At 30.7% G+C, this 18,462-nt stretch carries 18 protein-coding genes; 11 read left to right on the top strand and 7 right to left on the bottom strand.

What is annotated here, in order from left to right; translation table 11 throughout:
* Nucleotides 1-65: 65 nt before the first annotated feature.
* Entirely contained in the window at nucleotides 66-641 is a 576-nt protein-coding gene (locus tag H527_RS0120275) for a cytochrome c oxidase subunit 3 (protein WP_027414331.1), read from the top strand.
* A 42-nt stretch (nucleotides 642-683) separates the two neighbouring features.
* Nucleotides 684-917, top strand: coding sequence for a cytochrome C oxidase subunit IV family protein (locus H527_RS0120270; RefSeq protein WP_027414330.1), 234 nt, complete (start codon nucleotides 684-686; stop codon nucleotides 915-917).
* Nucleotides 918-971: 54 nt separating this feature from the next.
* On the opposite strand, the gene H527_RS0120265 is transcribed toward H527_RS0120270, so the two are convergent.
* The 4 genes from H527_RS0120265 to H527_RS0120250 all read right to left on the bottom strand — a co-directional run bounded on the left by H527_RS0120265 (nucleotide 972) and on the right by H527_RS0120250 (nucleotide 5,177).
* Entirely contained in the window at nucleotides 972-1,202 is a 231-nt protein-coding gene (locus H527_RS0120265) for a ferredoxin (RefSeq protein ID WP_027414329.1), read from the bottom strand.
* Between the two features lie 3 nt (nucleotides 1,203-1,205).
* Nucleotides 1,206-2,450 carry a peptidase U32 family protein gene (locus H527_RS0120260; RefSeq protein ID WP_027414328.1) on the bottom strand — a complete coding sequence of 415 codons (1,245 nt, stop codon included), beginning with the start codon at nucleotides 2,448-2,450 and terminating at the stop codon, nucleotides 1,206-1,208.
* 76 nt (nucleotides 2,451-2,526) lie between these two features.
* Nucleotides 2,527-4,587: an acetate--CoA ligase family protein gene (locus H527_RS0120255; protein WP_027414327.1), complete on the bottom strand. Its 2,061-nt coding sequence runs from the start codon at nucleotides 4,585-4,587 to the stop codon at nucleotides 2,527-2,529.
* Nucleotides 4,588-4,721: 134 nt separating this feature from the next.
* Nucleotides 4,722-5,177, bottom strand: a complete 456-nt coding sequence (locus H527_RS0120250) for an RrF2 family transcriptional regulator (RefSeq protein WP_027414326.1) — start codon at nucleotides 5,175-5,177, stop codon at nucleotides 4,722-4,724.
* 178 nt (nucleotides 5,178-5,355) lie between these two features.
* On the opposite strand from H527_RS0120250, the gene nadA reads away from it, so the two are divergent.
* From nadA to H527_RS0120235, 3 genes are read left to right on the top strand one after another with little or no spacing between them, the layout of a single operon-like run.
* A complete protein-coding gene (gene nadA / locus H527_RS0120245; RefSeq protein ID WP_027414325.1) occupies nucleotides 5,356-6,282 on the top strand; it encodes a quinolinate synthase NadA in 927 nt (308 codons plus the stop codon).
* Nucleotides 6,283-6,288: 6 nt separating this feature from the next.
* Complete coding sequence (nadB, locus tag H527_RS0120240; protein ID WP_027414324.1) at nucleotides 6,289-7,866, top strand: L-aspartate oxidase; 1,578 nt, start codon at nucleotides 6,289-6,291, stop codon at nucleotides 7,864-7,866.
* Between the two features lie 18 nt (nucleotides 7,867-7,884).
* Complete coding sequence (locus tag H527_RS0120235; protein ID WP_027414323.1) at nucleotides 7,885-8,490, top strand: thioredoxin family protein; 606 nt, start codon at nucleotides 7,885-7,887, stop codon at nucleotides 8,488-8,490.
* A gap of 119 nt (nucleotides 8,491-8,609) precedes the next feature.
* Here H527_RS0120235 and H527_RS0120230 read toward each other — a convergent pair whose 3' ends face one another.
* From H527_RS0120230 to H527_RS0120220, 3 genes are all read right to left on the bottom strand, one after another.
* Complete coding sequence (locus tag H527_RS0120230; RefSeq protein WP_027414322.1) at nucleotides 8,610-10,619, bottom strand: TonB-copper family protein; 2,010 nt, start codon at nucleotides 10,617-10,619, stop codon at nucleotides 8,610-8,612.
* 70 nt (nucleotides 10,620-10,689) lie between these two features.
* Nucleotides 10,690-11,535, bottom strand: coding sequence for a hypothetical protein (locus H527_RS0120225; RefSeq protein WP_035089326.1), 846 nt, complete (start codon nucleotides 11,533-11,535; stop codon nucleotides 10,690-10,692).
* A 328-nt stretch (nucleotides 11,536-11,863) separates the two neighbouring features.
* Nucleotides 11,864-12,244 carry a hypothetical protein gene (locus H527_RS0120220; RefSeq protein ID WP_027414320.1) on the bottom strand — a complete coding sequence of 127 codons (381 nt, stop codon included), beginning with the start codon at nucleotides 12,242-12,244 and terminating at the stop codon, nucleotides 11,864-11,866.
* 448 nt (nucleotides 12,245-12,692) lie between these two features.
* On the opposite strand from H527_RS0120220, the gene nirK reads away from it, so the two are divergent.
* From nirK to H527_RS0120190, 6 genes are all read left to right on the top strand, one after another.
* Nucleotides 12,693-14,165: a copper-containing nitrite reductase gene (nirK, locus tag H527_RS0120215; protein ID WP_035089322.1), complete on the top strand. Its 1,473-nt coding sequence runs from the start codon at nucleotides 12,693-12,695 to the stop codon at nucleotides 14,163-14,165.
* Nucleotides 14,166-14,179: 14 nt separating this feature from the next.
* A complete protein-coding gene (locus H527_RS0120210) occupies nucleotides 14,180-14,965 on the top strand; it encodes a formylglycine-generating enzyme family protein (RefSeq protein ID WP_035089320.1) in 786 nt (261 codons plus the stop codon).
* Nucleotides 14,966-14,990: 25 nt separating this feature from the next.
* Nucleotides 14,991-15,596, top strand: coding sequence for an SCO family protein (locus tag H527_RS0120205; RefSeq protein ID WP_027414317.1), 606 nt, complete (start codon nucleotides 14,991-14,993; stop codon nucleotides 15,594-15,596).
* A 20-nt stretch (nucleotides 15,597-15,616) separates the two neighbouring features.
* On the top strand, nucleotides 15,617-16,339 hold the full coding sequence (gene ric, locus H527_RS0120200; RefSeq protein ID WP_027414316.1) for an iron-sulfur cluster repair di-iron protein: 723 nt from the start codon (nucleotides 15,617-15,619) through the stop codon (nucleotides 16,337-16,339).
* A gap of 168 nt (nucleotides 16,340-16,507) precedes the next feature.
* Nucleotides 16,508-17,707 carry a hypothetical protein gene (locus H527_RS0120195; RefSeq protein WP_027414315.1) on the top strand — a complete coding sequence of 400 codons (1,200 nt, stop codon included), beginning with the start codon at nucleotides 16,508-16,510 and terminating at the stop codon, nucleotides 17,705-17,707.
* Nucleotides 17,708-17,895: 188 nt separating this feature from the next.
* On the top strand, nucleotides 17,896-18,405 hold the full coding sequence (locus H527_RS0120190; RefSeq protein WP_027414314.1) for a c-type cytochrome: 510 nt from the start codon (nucleotides 17,896-17,898) through the stop codon (nucleotides 18,403-18,405).
* Nucleotides 18,406-18,462 lie beyond the last annotated feature (57 nt).

The following is an 18,462-nucleotide window of genomic DNA, read 5'->3' as shown; positions in this document are numbered from 1 at the left end:
TAAAAGCAACTACTGGATTGAGAATAAACTAATATATATTGATCCATCAAGAAATAAAAAAAAAAATGAATATACAACAAATAGATGCTAAGAATATATACTTCCCCCCAGGAGGAATCCTTATGTGGATCATTATCTTTTTAGAACTAATAACTTTTGGAATGGGTATAGTGGCTATGGTTTATTGCGGTAAACAAGAACCAAACCTTTTTCATGAATCGAGATTATTATTAAATCCAGTTTATGGAGTTATCAATACAATTATTTTATTAACAAGTGGTTTTTGTATGGCTATTTCTGTTCTTTATTTAAAAACAGGTAATAAACAAAAGTCAAAAAAATTCTTATTAATTACAATGTTATTTGGAATGTTGTTTTTAATAGTAAAAACCATTGAGTACAAAGCAAAAATAGACATAGGTCAAAGTATTAATTATAACTTATTTTTTACATTTTACTGGTTGCTCACCTTATTTCATGTCATACATATTATAGTTGGGTTAGTAATATTGGGGTCTACATATTTTGGATTAGTTAAGGAAAAAACAAGTATTGAAGATTTCGAATCAAGCGCTACATTTTGGCATATGTGTGATTTGATATGGCTGCTAATCTTTCCTGTCATTTATTTGTTTTTTTGATATCATGAATTGAAATCTATAGCTCTAAAAAAAATACAGCAAATGAAAAAACATATAATTATTACTTACGTACTTTTAATAGTTCTAACTATTGTTTCAGGATTAACCTATAGCGTAGCAGATAATAATATTCCTTCCATAATTCTGTTACTATCTGCATTAAAATTTATAGGTGTGTCATTTTATTTTATGGATTTAAAAAAAGCGCATATATTTTGGAAATCTGCGGTAATTTGCTACTTGACTATCTTGTTAATCGTAGTTTTAATAATCTAATCAAAATAGAAGGCTTGTTTGAGAAATGGGGTAATAATTAAGACAAAAACTAGGTTAAACCATTTTGGTAGTTATAATTTTAACAGGGCACGCTTTTGTAGCTTGTTCACATGCATCTAGAATAGTATTATCTGCCGATTTTGTAGTAAAAAAACCTTTCTTTTCAGTAGCATGCAATAAGACCGTTTTTCCATCTTTTTTAGACATCTGAAACTGCTCTGGAGCGAGTTCAACACAATAATTACACCCAATACATTTACTACGTTGCAATGTTACTACTACCATGTATTACTGATTCTTTACAATTTTGTACAATTTATCTGATAACCGAATTCTAAAATCTAATGGTATAGTACAAGAGTCTCCTTTTTTAGCTTTTTTTAGTGGCTCATTATTTACAAACATTTCTGTAAGCTCAAACTCCTTAGTACCTGTGGTTGGACCTGTAATTAGTATGGTATCTCCAATAGATACGTCATACGCTTCAATTTTAAATTCTCCTATTTTATTTTTCGGAAAATAATGCTGCCCTTTTCCTATATATACTTTCTTTTGAGTCGCTTTAGAGCCATCAACATCACTCCACTCTCCAAGTTTTTGCCCTAAATAATACCCACTCCAGAAACCTCGATTATATACCTTCTTTAACTGATCCATCCAATCAAGAATCTTTTCTTTTGTAAATGCCTTTTCATAATAGGCATCAATGGCTTCTCTATACGTTTTGATTACGGTAGCAACATATTCTGGAGCTCTCCCTCTACCTTCTATTTTTAATACTTTAACACCTGTATCGATTACCTGATCTAGAAAATCTAATGTACATAGATCCTTTGGAGACATTAGATATTCATTATCTACCTCTATTTCAAAACCAGAATCCTGATCGATTACAGTATATTTTTTTCTACAGTTTTGTTTGCAAGCTCCTCTGTTAGCCGATGAGTTATGCGAATGAAGACTCAAGTAACATTTTCCGGATACTGCCATACATAAAGCACCATGTCCAAAAATCTCGATCTCTACCAAATTACCAGATGGTCCTTTGATTTGCTCTTTTTCAATCTGCTCTGTCATCTTTTTTACTTGGCGCAAACTAAGTTCTCTACTCATCACCATGGTATCTGCAAACATGGCATAAAAACGAACCGTTTCAATATTAGTGATGTTAATTTGTGTAGAGATATGAATCTCCATATCAATCTGTCGAGCATATGATATAACTGCTTGATCCATAGCAATTACAGCCGTTACATTAGCCTCCTTAGCAGCATTAAGTAATGTTTTTATAATAGACAGATCGTGATCGTAGATAATCGTATTAAGAGTAAGGTAGGTGCGAATATTTTTTTTTGCACACCTTTTAGTAATTTCAGTTAAATCATCAATAGTAAAATTAATACTTGCACGAGCACGCATGTTTAGTTGCTCTACTCCAAAATATATAGAGTCAGCTCCATTATCTATTGCCGCTTGTAGAGATTCAAAATTACCTGCAGGAGCCATTAACTCTATTTTTCCTGATGTTGTCATAATATTAAACTTGAAATATTTTATACTTAGAGATGTAAGTAGTTATAAAGAAAACACATGTGTTTGGGCATCATTTCTATATTTTTTCAATTTTGATACGCACGTCTACAGCAGTAATAGCATCTTTTGTTCCTATTAAAGGATTGATATCCATTTCTGTAATTTCTGGAGCTGTTTCTACCAAAGCAGACAGACGTTGTATAATTTCTATAAATTGAATTTCATTAATTCCATCTTTTCCGCGACTGCCTTGTAATAATTCATACCCTCTTAAAGATCGAATCATTTTTTGAGCTTCTATATCAGATATAGGGCTTAATGCAGCAGCTACATCATTTAGAATTTCAATAAAAATACCTCCTAAACCACATAAAATAGTGTGATTAAATCTAGGTTCTTTTTTAACTCCCACAAATAATTCTAAGCCAGATAACATGGGTTGCACCATAACAGCTATAGCTCCTTTGATATCCATTAATACATCAAAATTCTTAGAAACCTCTTCTATGGTATTCACATTAAGAATAACCCCTTGTGTATCCGATTTATGCAAAGGACCTACGACTTTCATCACTATAGGAAAAGATATTTGTGATATTTCAGAAAGAAGGTTTTCTTTAGAGTTTTCAATAACTTCTATTGATCGGGGAATTCCCGAAGCATCTATAATCAAAGCAGTATCTTCTGGTGTTAAATATCCATCAGTAGCTTGATCGATTATAGATCGTATTTTTGTTGTATTTATTTTAGGTAGCTCTATATTTTGTAATGAAGGAGATGAAGTTTTGTAAACTTCGCATAAAGCTTTCCCTAGTACGACTTCATCTGGAAAATTAATATTCCCTTTGGATAAAAACGTTTTTATTTCTTTATGAGCATTAATTACAGAAGGAAGTACAGGAAATATAGGTTTAGAGCAAACATCAAGTTTAACACTTAATACATTATATACATTTTCTACATCAAATAAGCCAGGACTTCCAAAAACAACTACCATCGCATCGATAAAATCAAATTTATGTTCGCAATAATCCATAATAATTCCTAATTGTTCTGCTGTTCCTGTAGCAAGAAAATCGATAGGATTACTCACAGATGAACCTGGATATAGATACGTTTCAAGTTTTTTAGCATCTTCTCCTTCTATAGTAGGAATTTGCAAACCTCCTTTAGACAGTACGTCTGCAAGCATAACCGCTGATCCTCCCGCATGCGTAATAATTGCTATATTTTTTCCAGTAAGTTTTTTATATTTAAAGATGGAAGCTACACTTAGTAATTCTTCTCTACTACTGCAATATACAATTCCAGCTTTCTTAAAAAGTGCCCTTACTGTCATGTCAGAACTAGCAATAGCACCAGTATGAGATGAAGCAGCTCTACTTCCTTCAGCAGTACTTCCTGCTTTAATAGCTGCAATTTTTACACCTTTATTAATTAATGAAGAAGCATGCTTAAGTAATTTTTGAGGATCTTTAATAGCTTCTAAATACAATAGTTTTATTGCTGGATCAGTATCAGGATTATAATGAATATCCATATACTCTAATACATCTTCTACTCCCGTTTGTGCTCCATTACCTACCGAGTATACATTGGCAAACGGTACTCCCAGTAACATCCCTGCTTCCATTATAAAAACAGCAGTTGCTCCAGATCCAGAAATTAAATCACATCCTTTAGAATTATATTCTGGAATCGGTGTTGTAAAAACACCTTTATAGTTTTTGTTCAGTACTCCTATACAATTAGGACCAATTAAACAACCATTTACACTATTAATGATATCGACAATTTCTTTTTCAATGTGGCTTCCTATTTCATTAGTCTCACCAAAACCAGCAGAAATAATAATAAAAGCCTTCGTGTTTTTTTGTTCTGCTAAGACAGTAATAGTTTCCAAACAATATTTTGCAGGAATAGCTAGTATTGCCAAATCTGTATTAGGAATATCATTTACGTTAGTATAAGAAATGATTCCTTGTACTTGTTTTTCTTTAGGGTTAACTATTCGTAGTTCCCCCAAATAACCACCATCAATACAGTTTTTAACAATTTTTCCTCCAGGTTTTCTAATTGTATTAGATCCACCTATAATAACGATGCTTTTGGGGTTTGTTAATTGCTCGTTTATCATCCTACTATTTTTATAAGCGGGTAAAAGTAGGATAGCTCTATAATTTATTTAATGACATAAGTCATATTTACCCAAGAAGATTAATTCCTATAAATATAAACTACTTAAAAAAAATAAGAAAATGGATGTAGATGTTAGGAATCCAGAGTATCAAAATCTTTTAAAGAGATAACTGTTCCTTTTGCCTTTATTTCTTCTACAAGATTATCAATAGTTTTATCTCTAAAATCTCGCAATAGTTTTTGTTTAAAAGGAGAAACAGTAGCATGTACAGGGCAAGGGTTTTTATCATCACACTTGGATAAACCCAGAAAACATTGATCAAATTTATCTGTACCATCTATACTTTTTATAATATCCCAAACTGATTTTTTTCTATTTTTTGGATCTAAAAAAAAACCGCCATTAGGTCCTTTTGTAGAAGAAACAAGTTTGGCTGTAGCAAGTTGTCGTAATAGTTTAGCTAAAAAAGGCTGCGGGGTTTCTAGTTCTTCTGCAATTTTTTTAGCTCCTATTTTTTTAGATTCATCACTGTGTATTCCTAAATAAAGAAGAGACCGTATTGCATATTTACAAGCATTGGATAGCATAAAATGTTATTTATAAGTATCAAATATAATAAAAAGATGTTTTTATCCTTAATTGAAACCGTAATCTATGAAATAATATTATAAATACAGAGGTTTCAGTTCTCTATATTATGATTTAAGTCATATTTATTAATTGGTAATTCATATATGTTTGTGATAAAGTCAAATACAAAATAACGTGGATTTAAAGGAAAAAATTAAAAAGCTTAAGGAAGAAAAAAATGCAGTTATTTTAGCTCATTATTATCAAAATCCAGAAATACAAGAAATTGCTGATTATGTAGGAGACAGTTTGGGGTTATCTCAAAAAGCAGCAGAAACAAACGCAGACATTATTGTCTTTGCTGGAGTACATTTTATGGCAGAAACAGCAAAAATACTAAGTCCTGAAAAAAAAGTAGTCCTCCCTGATCTCAATGCTGGGTGCTCTCTTGCAGATTCTTGTCCTCCAGAATTATTCAGAGAATTTATAGACAAACACCCTGATCATGTCGTGATTACTTATGTTAATTGTAGTGCAGAGATTAAAGCTATGACAGACATTGTTTGTACTTCGTCTAATGCCTTAAAAATTGTAGAATCAATATCTAAAGACAAACAGATAATATTTGCTCCAGATAAAAACTTAGGAAAATATATCATAAAACAAACAGGGAGAAAAATGTTATTATGGGATGGTAGTTGTATTGTTCATGAAGCTTTTTGTATTGATAAGCTATTAGACTTACATAGTCAACATCCTGATGCAGTAATTATTGCTCATCCCGAATCTGAAGAACATATCTTAAAAACCGCTACATATATTGGTTCTACTTCTGGAATGATAAATCATGTAAAGAAATATCCTGAAAAAAAATATATAGTAGCTACAGAATCCGGAATCTTACATAAAATGCAAAAAGAAGTCCCCAATACAATTTTAATCCCTGCTCCTATTGAAGAGGATAATACTTGTGCTTGTAGTGAATGTGGGTATATGAAAGTAAATACTTTACAAAAACTATATAATTGTTTGTATCATGAAAGCCCTCAAATCGATGTGCCTATAGATATAAGAAAAAGAGCGCTAGTACCTATTGAACGTATGCTCGAACTTTCTAAATAATAATTTATGTTCAAAACTAATTATTTGGTAATCGGTTCTGGTGTAGCAGGATTAACTTTTGCTGTAAAAATAGCAGAACAATTTAAAAACAAAACCATTACCATAGTAACTAAAGCAAATGAAGATGAATCTAACACAAAATATGCACAGGGAGGAGTAGCTGTCGTATTAGACGCTAAAGAAGATTCGTTTCAAAAACATATAAATGATACACTTTTGGCGGGTGATGGATTATGCAATGAAGCAGTTGTAGAAATGGTTATTAAAGAAGGTCCTAAACGGTTAAAAGAATTAATAGACTGGGGAGCTAACTTTGACAGTAATGCTCAAGGAAAATTAGATCTAGGAAAAGAAGGAGGGCACTCAGAATATCGTGTAGTACACCATAAAGATATAACAGGATATGAAATAGAAAGAGCTTTATTACAACGTGTTCATCAACTGCCTAATGTAACCTTGTTAACCCATCACTTTGCCATAGATTTAATCACAGAACATCATCTAAAAATTTCTAATACGCATAACCTCTGTTGTTATGGAGCATATGTATTAGATCAAAAAAAAGGAAAGGTAAAAACTATAAAAGCAGACACTACAGTATTAGCTTCGGGAGGTATAGGTCGTGTTTATGGGCATACTACAAACCCAATTATTGCTACTGGAGATGGTATAGCAATGGCATATAGAGCTAAGGCTCAGATAAAAGATATGGAATTCATCCAATTTCACCCTACCGCATTATATGATACAAAAGAAGAATCTTCTTTTTTAATTTCTGAAGCAGTAAGAGGTTTTGGAGCATATTTACGCAATAAAGAAGGTTATAGATTTATGTTAGATTATGATAATAGAGCAGAATTGGCATCCAGAGATATTGTATCACAAGGTATAGACAACGAACTCAAAAAATCAGGAAACACACATGTTTTTTTAGATTGTACACATTTAGATATAAAAAACTTTAAATCTCATTTTCCTAACATCTATAAAAAATGTTTAACCCATCATATTAATATAGAAAAAGATTGGATCCCTGTAGTTCCAGCATCACACTACTTATGTGGTGGGATTGTCGTAGACAATAAAGGAAGAACTTCTATTTCGAATTTATATGCATGTGGAGAGTGTTCCAGAACGGGATTACACGGAGCAAATAGATTGGCTTCAAACTCTTTACTAGAGGCCTTAGTATATGCCCATAACATCTACAAACATCTTGTAAAAAATCCTCCGAAATCAACTCAGAATATTATTCCTGAATGGAATGATAAGGGAACCATTATTCCTAAAGAACATGTTTTAATACAGCATAACCTTAAACAATTACAAGCCTTGATGCGAGATTATGCGGGTATCGTGCGAAGCAATAATCGTTTAACAAAAGTAATTGAACGTCTAGATCTCATTTATAGTGAAGTTGATGAGTTATACCGAGAATCAAAAGTTAATACTGCATTATGTGAATTAAGAAATATGATTAATATATCACACTTGATTATTAGTCAATCTAGACAAAGAAAAGAAAATCGAGGAGGATATTATAATATAGATAATGAGGCCAACACGGCTTCAGTGAATACATAACATTAAAATGTCATAAAAATGAATAAACTTATAAAAAATAGTATTGATAAAGGAATTACATATCATGAATACAGCAAACTGATAGAGCAGCTTGTTACCAAGAAAGAAACAACTGGAAAAGAGCATACAGATGCACGAATAAATCTCACTAAACTGAATGCCAGTAGAATGAGACGGTTAGATAAAACTATTATACTTTCAGAGAAAGATATTAATGCTTTTAAAGAAATATCAAAAAAGCAGACATGGTTGGTTCTTATAGAAAGCTGGTGTGCCGATGGAGCGCAAACAATTCCTATTCTTAATAAAATAGCAGAAGTTATGCCCAATATAGATTTGAAAATAGTACTTAGAGATGAGAATATTGTACTAATGAATCAATTTTTAACTAATGGAACCCAGTCTATACCAAAACTAATTATTGCAGACCAGCATAATAACGTTTTAAATTCTTGGGGTTCTCGATCAAAAGCTGCAACAGAATTGGTAGCAGCCTACAAAAAAGAGCATGGAAAAATAGATGATACCTTTAAAAAAAACCTTCAAATGTGGTATAATAACGATAAAGGTAAATCTATCATAAAAGATATATTAGAATTAACACTAACCTCACCTATAGTTTAAATCAGGATTATCCATTAAGAGAATATTGGTTTTTATTTCTAATTGAAAAAACATCATATTTGACGATGTTTTTTCAATTAGAAATAAAACGGATTGATCCCCTACTCTAAGTTTATTATTTATCTAATCAAAAATGAAGTATTGATATAAAAATTCCTTCCCTGTCGAGGAATATTGTTCCAATCGGCATACGTAGAATAATGAGTATCTAAAATATTTTCTATCCCATACTTAAAAACCAATTTATTTTCTCTGATAAAAAAGGTATTCCCCAAGTTTAAATTTAAAGTTGCAAATGCTGGGGTTTGATCTTCTCCATAAAACATACTATAATTATCCTGATTCGTATTTCCGTTTAGTTGTAATGCTGCATTAAAATTCTTTGAAGAGTAATTGATTTCTGCGACATAAGAAATAGGGCTTATCAAAGGCAAATTATTTTTATCACTTCCTTTTCCATAATGATACCCTATAGAAGTGTTTAAAGATAATGCTTCGATGATTGTAAATGATGTGTTTAAAAAAGTATTAAATATTGATGCATGTTGTAAAGCACTATAGATCCGAACACCATTGGCTCCAATAGTCATCGAGCTTAAAGAAGCATCTGTTTTACCAATAATATAATCATAAATATAAAAATAAGAAGTCTCTATTTCAATCTTAAAACGCTTATTAGTGTAATGGGTATCAAAATTTATTTCGAAAGATTTTTCATTTTTTAAAGTAGGGTTTCCTATATAATCATAATTATCAAAACTATTAAATAAGAAGAAGCCATATCCTTCGCTTACAGAAGGAGCTCTTTCTCCATAGCCTAAACCAAAGGAAAAATCATATTTTTTATGTTTCAGCAAATAATTAGTAGAAAAACTAGTTAATAATCTGTTTTTACCAGCACCTATATTTGGATAAAAAATCTGTAAACTTTCTAAACCACTGTCTTTTTCAATATTGTTATTTTGATATCCAATACGTGCAGCCAGGCTTAGCTTTTCTTTAGAGTTTATATAGAATTCGTCTTTAATATAAACACCTGTATACAATGTTCTTATGTCTGGCCATGTGTACATAAACATATCATTTTCATTAGGATCATTAGGATACATAGTCATTTCTGCTAGGGAACGATTATAATGCGCATTGAGATTAACATTAAGTTTATGTTTTTTGGTTCCTGATTTTATTTTAGAATACATTCCATAAGTATCACTCCAGCCAGGCATATCCATACGAATAGGGACATCAGGGCGCTTAGAATCATCCATAATATGAGTAATAGTATTAAAATATAATTTTGTTTCCCAGTGTTTAATTATAGTTGTATCACTAGTGTGTGTGTATGATATAGAAGCTATTGTAGCCTTGGCAAGAGATACATCCATGGGTAAAGCAGGATAACCAATATCTGTTGCTTTATCACATATTACATTCGCATCGATGTTTTTAGTATCCGATAATTTGTATCCTACCTGAAGGGATAAGTTATATTTTTCAAATTGAGAATACTTAATTTCTTTGCCCCCTCCTGCATTATAATTGTCAGATTCTCGATAAATTCCATCGGCACTTATATAAAATTTGTTGCCTGAATATTCTAGATCTATTCCGGTTGTTTTGTAATTTCCGTTGGTTTCATAACCAAGATCTAAACTACTTTTTAAACCCGAATTATAATATTTGGATTCTGGAAGTTTTAAATCTATTCCTCCTCCAATACAATTAGAATTTTCTGTTCCTTCTTGGCCAGAATTAACAATTACTTTTTCTAAATTTGACACATCTACATAAGAGGTTACGGGATCCATTTTATCGGTGCATGCACCATAAATTTGCATTCCATCAATAGTAACAGACAATCGATCTGATGTCATATTGTTTAATGCTGGTTCCCACGCATAGCTTCCTCTTTTAATCATAGTCACACGATTTGATTTTTCTAGATATTCATCAATGCTCGACAGTGTCTTTTTTTGGCGATAATTACTAAGTTTATGCCTCCCTATTACTGTAATTTCTTCAAGATGTGTTACCAGAGTATCTGTTTCTTTATGTTGAGTAGACCGATCCTGAGCAAAAGTGATTGCACAGATAAGTATACAACTGTATAGTACGATTGACCTTTTCATTTTATTAATAAGTAAGAAGATGAGGTCGAACCTTAATCTAGAAACAAAAAGATTCGACCTCAAAGATTAGTTAAAATTCTATTTCTAGGTATAAACTACTTTGAGTATTACTATCCGTAATATCCTCCCCTTTTAACACTAGACCTTTATCATTAATAAGTTTTAGGTTCAACATCCAATATCCCGACATTGTTAAAGATAATTTACCATTGTATATTTGTTCTTTAATGCTATACGTTAAATCTTGATTGTTTGGTGAGCTATGATTTCCCATTGATGGCATACGAGGGTCTAATGCTATAGTATAGTTTTCTACAACAGGAAACTTCATTATATTTTCCATTTTATAAAGACCTATTATTATATCATTCACTGCAATCTTAGGTGTACTAGGTTCAAGTAATGCTAAAATGTATTTTACGTCATCACTCCCCATTATGGTAGTTACATTTTGCTTATCACTTTGCATGACCATAATAGTATCTTCTGCTTCATATTCTTGGTTATCTATAATATATGTTATTTTTAATGACCAACCAGTATTATTCATTCCTGTCATTTGATAAATAATAAACCCGTTATATACAGTGTTTTTATCAGACACTTTAGATACTTCTGATTTAGGGCAAGAATGTTTCATAGTTTCCATTTGCATCATCGGACTCCAACTAATTGTAGCTGATTCTATATATTTTTTTTCAACATTATCTTTTATCCTTATACTAATATTATTATACCCTGTATAAAATTTTCCATTTTGGGTATATATTTCTATAGTATGTGTATCATTAGTAATGTCTTTAACTTTTATAAGGTTTTCTATTTCATTTAAAGAAGTTGTATCATTGTCATCATCTGAAGAACAAGAGATAAAAAAGGTAAGAAACACAACGGGTAATATATATATTAATTTCATTTGTTTATATTTATTAAATCCCTACACAACACCATATTAATCAAGACATTAACCTACTAATATCATTTTAAAAAATAGGCGTGTTACATAGAAAAAAAAGAAGTTTATTATGCACAAAATTTTGTGCTTTTTATATATAATCTAGAATTTAGGTATAGGCAACAAAAACCATAGTCTTATGAATATCAAAAGAATATAAAACACACTAAAAACTTATATTTTTAATCAATAACCTCGGAGCAAACTCACGAGGTATGCTTCCGAAAATATATTTTGTTTTCGAGGCAAGCCTCGGAGAATTAAACTCCACAATGTGGATTAAAAGTACTTATCCATAAATAGGAGGAGGAATATCTATATCATAGTATTTCGAAATCGTAGTATAGCGTATTGTATTTATAATTTTTAAAGAAGTTCTTTTAGGCAGTAGTATAAAATCAAAATTATTAATAGGTTGTATATAACAAAACTCTGGTGCCATCCTTTTATGATTATGTACTGGTCCTTTAGTGCTTTTTTTATTTTGATACTTTCGTAAACTCTTTCTAAGTTGGCATTTACCATTACAACCTTTGGGGGCTTCTTTTTGTACACATAGCGTTTTTGCTATTATTTTTTGATTAACCAAAAAATCAGCAATAATAATAGCCGTACTCATATTATACGTTAATACAATGGTTGCTAACAATATAGTAACAAACTTATGCATAATTAATGTTATCACGTAACAAAAATACTATATAAGCATACTTTTTTTTATGACATTTATCATAAAAAAAGTATGCCTATATACCCCCTCTTCAATTTTTGAATCTTCATGTTTTTTTTTTAAATGGCATACATCTGTATAACTTTATAATATAAAAAACATTATAAGGCTACTAAAATCTCTATAAAAACTTATATTTTATGTCGAATTTAGATCGATTACAAGTTGTTTTTATAAAACCAATAGCTCTCCCTTAATTTTATGGTTATACTACTTCTATAACTATACAATATCCAAATAATACTTAAAATTGTTATTTAAAAATTCTAACCTCAATATTAGTTCTCCTAAAGTATGATAAATGTCATTTTTTTATATATCATGTATCTATATTTTTGATTAAAAGATAAAAAGGTCTTTTATTATTAATTACTAATTATTTACAGCAATGAATACGAAATTCAAAAAATTAAACTTACCTATATTAAGTTTTAGTATACTGTTATTGGTGCTACTTGGAGCATCTTGTTCTAAAGAAAAGAATAAAACGATAGCTTATAACAGCCCTGAAACTATTCCTGTGAGCAGAAAAATGATTGCTGAATTAACTTCTCCACCAAATGTTCCTAAACCCACTGGAAAAAGAAAAGCTAAAAATCTTATTGTAAACATGGAGATTTTAGAAAAAGAAGGAGAAATGACAGATGGTGTAAAATATGTTTACTGGACTTTTGGAGGTACGGTTCCTGGAAGTTTTATCCGAACCAAGATTGGTGATGAAATAGAATTTCATTTAAAAAATCATCCTGACAATAAACTACCTCATAACATAGATCTGCATGCAGTTACAGGACCAGGAGGAGGTGCTACATCATCTTTTATATCTCCAGGACATGAAGCTAAATTTTCGTTTAAAGTATTAAATCCAGGTCTCTACGTATATCACTGTGCTACAGCTCCTGTAGGTATGCATATAGCTAACGGTATGTATGGATTGATTCTGGTTGAACCAGAAGAAGGTTTACCAGATGTGGATAAAGAATACTACGTAATGCAAGGTGATTTTTATACTAAAGGAGGAAACGGTGATAGAGGATTACAACCCTTTGATATGAAAAAAGCTGTTAATGAAGATGCTGATTATGTAGTTTTTAATGGCAAAGTAGGATCCTTAACTGGAGACAATGCTATAACTGCTAATGTAGGAGAAACTGTAAGATTATATGTTGGAAATGGCGGCCCTAACTTAGTATCCTCTTTTCATGTTATCGGAGAAATATTTGATGCAGTATATGTTGAAGGAGGTAATTTTATTAACAAAAATGTACAAACCACCCTAATTCCCGCTGGTGGTGCAGCTATAGTAGAATTTAAAGTAGATGTCCCAGGCACTTTCATTCTCGTAGATCATTCTATTTTTAGAGCATTTAACAAAGGTGCTCTCGGAATGCTTAAAGTACAAGGAGATGAAAATAAAACCATCTACTCAGGAAAACAAGAAGAAGGTATTTATCAACCAGAAGGAGGAGGAATACAAGAAATGCCAATAGAAAAAGGTGTTGTAAATACAGAAGGAATCGCTACAACTTTTGAAGAAAAAATGGAGTATGGTAAAGCAACCTATATGCAAACATGCTTTGCTTGTCATCAAGCCGAAGGACAAGGAATTCCTAACGCTTTCCCTCCTCTAGCAAAATCTGATTATCTAAACGAGAACTTAAATCGAGCTATTGATATTATATTAAATGGAAAAACAGGTGAAATCACTGTAAATGGAGAAAAGTATAATAGTGTAATGACCAAACAAGATCTAACAAATGAAGAAATCTCTAATGTACTTACGTATGTATATAATAGTTGGGGAAATTCTAAAAAAGAAGTTACCCCTGCCATGGTAATGAGTAGAAGAAATATTCACTAATCCAAAAAAAGCGCATGAATTCCTTATTAAAAACAGTATCCATATTTATCCTTTGTAGCACATTAATTACTAATTTATTTGCACAAAATCATGATATGGTTACTGTTAAAGGAGGAGTTTATATTCCTTTATACGGAGTAGACTCTACCGCAGTAAAGATAAATTCTTTTTTAATAGACATTTACCCCGTATCAAATACCGATTTTTCAATATTTATACAAAAACATCCCAAATGGAAACGAAATACTGTAAAAAGATTATTTGCAGATGAAAACTACCTAATACTCTGGGAAACAGATAATACCTTAGGATGTGAACTTCATCCTAATGCCCCGATAACTAATGTTTCTTGGTTTGCTGCAAAAAAATACTGCGAATGTCTAGGTAAACGATTACCAACAGTAGATGAATGGGAATATGCAGCTATGGCAGATGAACAAACTGCGGATGCAAGAAAAAAAGAAACCTATAATCAATATATTCTCGACTGGTACGAAACACCAAAATCTTTTAATAATACTATTGGATCAACATTTAAAAACTATTGGGGTATCTATGACTTACATGGTCTAGTTTGGGAATGGACTATGGATTTTAATTCTGTACTTATATCGGGAGAGTCCCGTAAAGATGTTGATAAGGACAGTAATCTATTTTGCGGCAGTGCTGCTGTAGGTGCATCTGATTTAATGAATTATGCTGCATTTATGAGATATGCATTCAGAGGTAGTATAAAAGCCCGCTATGCAATAAAAAATTTAGGGTTTCGGTGTGCCAAAGACCTGAAAATAAAACTATAAACAGCACTATTAAATTATATAAGAAATGAAAAACAAGATCATATTACTATTGGGATTTATATTATCTTATTCTTGCATAGAAGAAAAAAAACAAGAAGAGCCCATTGCTATTAAAATAGAAAAAAAGAGTTCTTCTATTTCTGAACTATCGATCTATAATCTACCATCCGTATGGACTACCCAGCATAATACAGAAATTGAACTTAAAGAGTTAAAAGGAAATGTCTTGGTTATGGTAATGATATATACTTCTTGCAAAGCAGCATGCCCTAGATTAGTTGCTGATATGAGAAGTATAGAAGCTAAAATACCCGAAGCTAAAAAGAAAAATGTTAAACTAATTTTGGTAAGTATTGACCCAGAAACAGATACTCCAAAACGTTTAAAACAATTTTCAATAGAAAATGATATGAACTCAGATTCATGGATATTTCTTAGAGGGTCTAAAGAAGATACCAGAGAGTTTGCCGCAGTACTTGCTGTAAATTATAAAAAAATATCTCCAATGGATTTTTCGCACTCTAATATTATAAGTGTTTTTGATCAAAAAGGAGTACTTGCACATCAGCAAGAAGGCTTAGGAATAAACAATAAAGAAACTGTTTCAAAAATTATAGAACTAGCACATTAAGTGTATAAAAAAAAGAAGATATGACTATTACAGAGCATAAAACCGTAGCAGAAATTGTAACCGAAAACATCAAAACTGCTCATATTTTTAAAAAACACGGCATTGATTTTTGTTGTGGAGGAGGAATTTCTATCAAAAGAGTTTGCGTAGATAAAAATATTGATTTCAATATTTTAGAAAAAGAATTATCCGAAGTTGATCAACTTCTTAACAATGCTTATGATTATAACAGTTGGGATTTAAATTTTTTAATTGATCACATTGTCAATATTCATCATACATATGTAGAAGAAAACATACCATTGCTTTTACAATACTCTAATAAAGTAGCAAAAGTTCATGGGGCTCATTATAAAGAAGTGGTAACCATAAATACATTGTTCTTTGAAGTTGCTCAGGAACTTTCTACTCATATGAAAAAAGAAGAACATATTCTTTTTCCGTATATAAAAGAATTAATTAATGCCGAAAAAGAAAATACCACTCCTCCTTTATCTCATTTTGGAACTATAAAAAATCCTATAAAAATGATGGAGTATGAACATGAAAGTGCTGGAGATATCCTTAAGGAAATAGCAAAATTAAGTAATAACTATACCCCTCCAGAAGGAGCTTGTAATACATTTAAAGCATTATATTCAAAACTAAATGAATTTGAACAGGATCTACATCAGCATATACACTTAGAAAACAATATTCTCCATCCCAAGGCAGTGAAACTAGAACAAAAAATAAATTCTTAATATAAGAAACATAGAAGGTTTTTTATTGAATAAAAAAAACTTCTCTACCACAAAAGATAGCTTTTTTATTATTCATAAGCAAAAGATAGACAGACCTCACAGACATTAAAAGTTTGTGAGGTCTTTCCTAAAATATTCGCTTTATTTGTATTAGTTTCTATTTTATATATGGTATATCTAAAAAAACATATACATATTGCATTAGGGTACTTTCTTATAATTGCCTTGCTAGGGGTATTATTACGTTTATTTACTATTATAGTTGTTCCTGCAAACTATAGGTATATTGTACACACACATTCTCATATTGCTTTATTAGGGTGGGTATATACTGCTTTAACAACAATTATCTATACCATATACATTACTAAAAAAGCTATTCCTAAAATCTATAAAATTATATTTTGGAGTACACAAGTCACTATACTTGGTATGCTTATTACTTTTCCTTTTATGGGATATGCTTTATTTTCAATTATCTTTTCTACTCTATTTTTACTTACCTCTTATTGGTTCGTTTGGTTCTTTATTACCTACACTACCAAAGAGCAAAAAAGCACTATTTCGTATACATATATTCGTACATCTCTCTATTACATGATACTCTCCAGTATAGGCCCTTGGTCTTTAGGAGTTATTATGAATACTTTGGGTAGCTCTTCTATATGGTATAAAATTGCTATATATTTTTATCTTCATTTTCAATATAATGGTTGGTATATTGTTGCTTTATTTGGCATATTTTTTTATACACTCGAAAAAAATAATATTTCTATTTCTAAAACCAAATCAAAAATATTATATCTCACCTTACAAATAGGAATATTATTTTCATTCTTTTTATCTGTTTTATGGACAGAACCTCATCCTATCTTTTATATACTAGGAGGAACAGGAGCAGTATTTCAAATTTTTGCATATTATATTTTTATTAAAATCATTATCAAGCACCGTTCAAAACTATACCAACATATTCATACTACAGAAAGAATACTTCTTAAAATAGCTCTTATTCTTCTGGGATTAAAAATAATACTACAAGCCATCTCTGCTACGCCCTATTTTTCTCGACTAACCTACAGTATTATTGACTTTGTTATAGGTTACCTTCACCTTACCTTTCTTGGAGTAGTAAGCCTATCTATTTTTGCGTTTCTTGGACACTTACAATTATTAAAGTTATCAAAATTTTCAATAATATTATTTTTTATAGGTTTTTTGGGTTCAGAATTTCTTATTATCTATAAAGGCTTAGCTACTTGGTTACAATTCCCTATATTTTCTTACTATTTTTTATCCTTAGCAATCCTCAGTAGTTGTATCTTATTTTCAATACTTTATTTACTTCTATATCAATTGAAATCATAATACTTCATTAATTATTATTATTATAAAAAAACAAAAAAAAGAATAAAAGACTATTTTATCTTTAATTATGATTTAAATCATATTTTAAAAAAAGAATAGCATCTACATTTGTTCTTTAATTTAACATACTCTCTTATTTATTAGCTTGAATAAGAAAGTATCCATAACTAATTTTATACAATAAACACATGAACAAATTTGGTAAAATCATTCTCTTGTTAAACATTCTTTTACTAACAAGTTGTGGAGGTAAACAAGAAGAAAAAAAAGAGCAGATAACGATAGGAAAAAAGAGTACTACACAACAATCAGAGACTACTAAACCTAAAGCTCCAACCACAACTCCGGCTTCAAAAAAAATAGATTTAGAAAACAAAGGTATTGGCCCCATTACATCTATAGAACTTCCTGCAGAAATAGATCAAACAATGGTCACAAAGGGGCAAGATGTATTCAAAAAAATGTGTATGGCATGCCATAAAACTACTAAAAGATTTATTGGCCCTGCTCCTACTGGAATTTTAAAAAGGAGATCTCCGGAATGGGTTATGAATATGATCCTTAATCCTTCAGAAATGGTAGAAAAAGATCCATTAGCAAAAGAATTACTTATAGAGTTTAACGGTTCTCCTATGGCTAATCAAGGTTTAACAGAAGAAGATGCCAGAGCTGTATTAGAGTATTTCAGAACATTATAGTTATAAAAACTATATCATACGTATATAGATTAATACTCTTCATTACCTATTAGATAC

It is taken from the genome of Aquimarina muelleri DSM 19832 (assembly GCF_000430665.1).
Lineage (GTDB): Bacteria > Bacteroidota > Bacteroidia > Flavobacteriales > Flavobacteriaceae > Aquimarina > Aquimarina muelleri.
Note: the sequence above shows the minus strand (reverse complement) of the source record. Positions and strands in the feature narration are given on the sequence as shown.